This is a genomic window from uncultured Methanobrevibacter sp., from assembly GCF_937906425.1.
GTDB lineage: Archaea > Methanobacteriota > Methanobacteria > Methanobacteriales > Methanobacteriaceae > Methanobrevibacter.
Genome location: NZ_CALCYR010000021.1, coordinates 1 through 3,158 on the forward strand (window position 1 = coordinate 1; position 3,158 = coordinate 3,158).

Here is a 3,158-nt window from a genome sequence, read left to right on the forward strand (position 1 = left end):
AATTTTAAAACAAAATTTTTTATTTTATTTTAATCTTCAGCCAATTTTAAAACAAAATTTTTTATTTTATTTTAATCTTCAGCCAATTTTAAAACAATTTCTTTAATTTCCTTACTTTTTGCATCTGTTTTTATTCCCAGTGGGCTGAAATGAGTTTTAACGGCTATGAAACCTTCCTCTTTAAGTTTGTCAAAGACCAAATCCAATTTCGGTGCACTGATTTTGAGATTTCTGCAAATCTTATGGATGTCATAGAAACTGGCAGGGGCATCTGCTTCAATTTTACAGGAATTTAACATTTTCAAGACCTTGTTTTTGGTGTTTAAGTCTTTAGTGTCTGCAATTTCAATCATTTCTTCAATAAATTCCCTATCCTGTATTGGTCCTAACCACATAGGTCCTGCATGGACAAGCTTTTCTCCACATTCGGGACAGGTTTCAGGAATTGCTGTAGCAAGTCCATTGCTTGTTGTTCTGTAAAGGCAGTTTTTGCAGTGGCTGATATATCCGATGTTTTTTAGGGATTCGTCTGTTGCCTTGGAGCCCTTTTTAACCTTCATGTACGTTCTCATATAATGTTCGCTGCTGTGGGATAATTTTACTTCAATGTATTTTTGGTATTTTGCAAGTGTGAGTGCAGCAAATCCTATAAGTATTCTAATTCCATTTTCATGATAATATTCGCTTTTATAAGGTTTTGCATTGTATTTGCGAATGCATGGTTCTGGATAGGTTCCGCTTAAGCAGGAAGTGTCTGTTGCAGTCAGGCAAAGAAGGGCATCTCTTTTGAAATTATATCCTGCAGAATCCACAAAGGGTGATGGGGTTCCAAATGGATCAATGTCAATCACATCAAATTTGCCCATATTGCTTCTTAATTCGATGTTTGCCTCTTTTTGGTCTATTGTTACATCAACATCATTTAATTCTGCATTTATTCTTGTAAATTCATTGGCCAATTCGCTAATGTCATTAATATTGACCTCATCAACACCATCAATTTCCTTTTTATATCTGATTCCTCTTATTCCACTTCCTCCAAAGAGATCGCAGATGTTTATTTCCCTATCAACCTCTTTTTGATAAGCCTGAAGTGCCAATATTGATGTGTCTCTATTAAATTCCATTCTTGGATTATAAAAAACAGGAGCATCTGAGGAGACTTTATCAAAATCAGGGAATTTAATTTGAACATTGCCCTCTTCAATAATTTTTAATTCATCTTCACTATACTCTTTTATTTCCTTTTTGGAATAATTATTGTTATTTTCCATTTTATCTCCTTATTTCATTTTTTATAATCTGTTAAATTGATTTATTAGTTTTTTTTAATAATTAAAACAATTTAAAACTTTATCATTTCTTTCTTTTATTATTTTTATTATTTTTTAAACATTTTGATTGTAAAGTTTATATTTTTTAGTTTAAATTTTGCTTGTAAAGTTTTAGTTTTGTGATTTTAATTTTTAAATTTAAAAATTTTGCTTGTAAAGTTTTAGTTTTGTGGTTTTAATTTTTTAGTTTAAAATTTTGATTGTTAATGTTTAGTTTTGAGTTTTTATTTTGCAAATAAGTAAAACTAATATAATATTAAAAAGTAATATTATACTGATAAAGATTAAAATATGATTTTATATTGATTTTTTATAATTTTAATTTACTTAAATATTGATATTTTTATATTAATTTTTAATTAGATATAAATTTTAATAAATTTATTGCTAATATTTTGTTTTTATTAATTTATATTAAATTTAAGAATGAAAAATTCATTTTTAAAAATATTTCATTTTTATTTAAAATTTAACTAAAAGTTAAAATTCATTTTTAAAAATATTTCATTTTTATTAAATTATTATTTTAAATTTATTAATTGGTTTTATCATTAGGTGAAAAATATGGCGGATATTAAAGTTTCAATAGCTAGCCCTGTTATTGAAAATGAAGAGATTAATGCAGTAATTGAAGTAATGAAATCTGGTATGATTGCACAAGGTCCAAAAGTAATCGAATTCGAAAAGGAATTTGCTGACTTTGTAGGTGCTAAATATGGTATAGCTACAAATTCTGGAACTTCTGCATTACATGTGGCTCTTTTAGCTGCTGGAATTGGTGAAGGTGATGAGGTAATTACAAGTCCATTCACATTTGCAGCAACTGGAAATTCTATCTTATATACTGGAGCTCGTCCTGTTTTTGTAGATATTGATGAAGAAACCTTTACATTAGACCCTTCAAAAATTGAAGAAGCAATTACTGACAAGACAAAAGCAATTTTGCCTGTTCAATTATATGGGCAATCTGCAGATATGGATCCTATTATGGAAATTGCAAAAAAACATGATTTGGTAGTTATTGAAGACGCCGCTCAGGCTCATGGTGCTGAATACAATGGTGTAAAAGTTGGAAACCTTGGAGATATGGCTTGTTTTAGTTTTTATCCTACTAAAAACATGACTACAAGTGAAGGTGGAATGATTACAACTAATAATGAAGAGTTTGCAGAAAATGCAAGAGTTTATAGAGCACACGGTTCTAAAACCAAATATCATCATGAAGTTTTAGGATATAACTTTAGAATGACTGATATAGGTGCAGCTATTGGTCTTGAACAGCTTAAAAAAATAGATTCCTTTAATGATAAAAGAATTGAAAATGCAAAATACTTGAATGAAAAATTAGCTGATGTTGAACTTATTGAAACTCCTGTTGTAAAGGACGGATATAAGCATGTTTATCATCAGTACACCATTAAGGTTAAAAATGGAAAAAGGGATGAACTTTCTGAATTCCTTTTAGAAAATGGCATTGGAAATGGAATTTATTATCCAATTCCTTTATACAATCAAGTTTTATACACTGAAATGGGTTATGACCAAAGTCTTCCAGTAACTGATGAAATAGTTGAAGAGGTTTTATCCTTGCCTATTCATGCTAAATTAACTAAGGAAGATTTGGATTTAATCGTTGAAGTTATTAAAAAAGCAGACGAAGAATTAAATTAGTATTTTTAATTTAATTTTTTCTTTTTTTATTATTCTATTTTACAATTTTTATTATTATTTTTATTTAACAATTTTTATTATATCTTTACTATTTTTTCTTTTTAATTTTAATTTTAATTTTAATTTTAATTTTAATTTTAATTTTAATTTTAA

The 3,158-nt window shown here is 27.7% G+C and carries 2 protein-coding genes; one reads left to right on the forward strand and one right to left on the reverse strand.

The features are described 5' to 3' along the window. Window positions 1-71: 71 nt before the first annotated feature. Entirely contained in the window at window positions 72-1,274 is a 1,203-nt protein-coding gene (locus Q0138_RS00820) for a tRNA (guanine(10)-N(2))-dimethyltransferase (protein ID WP_297979598.1), read from the reverse strand. Window positions 1,275-1,898: 624 nt separating this feature from the next. Here Q0138_RS00820 and Q0138_RS00825 point away from each other — a divergent pair. Further along, on the forward strand, window positions 1,899-3,005 hold the full coding sequence (locus Q0138_RS00825; RefSeq protein WP_297979600.1) for a DegT/DnrJ/EryC1/StrS family aminotransferase: 1,107 nt from the start codon (window positions 1,899-1,901) through the stop codon (window positions 3,003-3,005). Window positions 3,006-3,158 lie beyond the last annotated feature (153 nt).

Coding starts and splice junctions, on each gene's coding strand:
- Q0138_RS00820 (WP_297979598.1), bottom strand. CDS start 1,274: ATGGAAAATAACAATAATTATTCCAAAAAGGAAATAAAAGAGTATAGT.
- Q0138_RS00825 (WP_297979600.1), top strand. CDS start 1,899: ATGGCGGATATTAAAGTTTCAATAGCTAGCCCTGTTATTGAAAATGAA.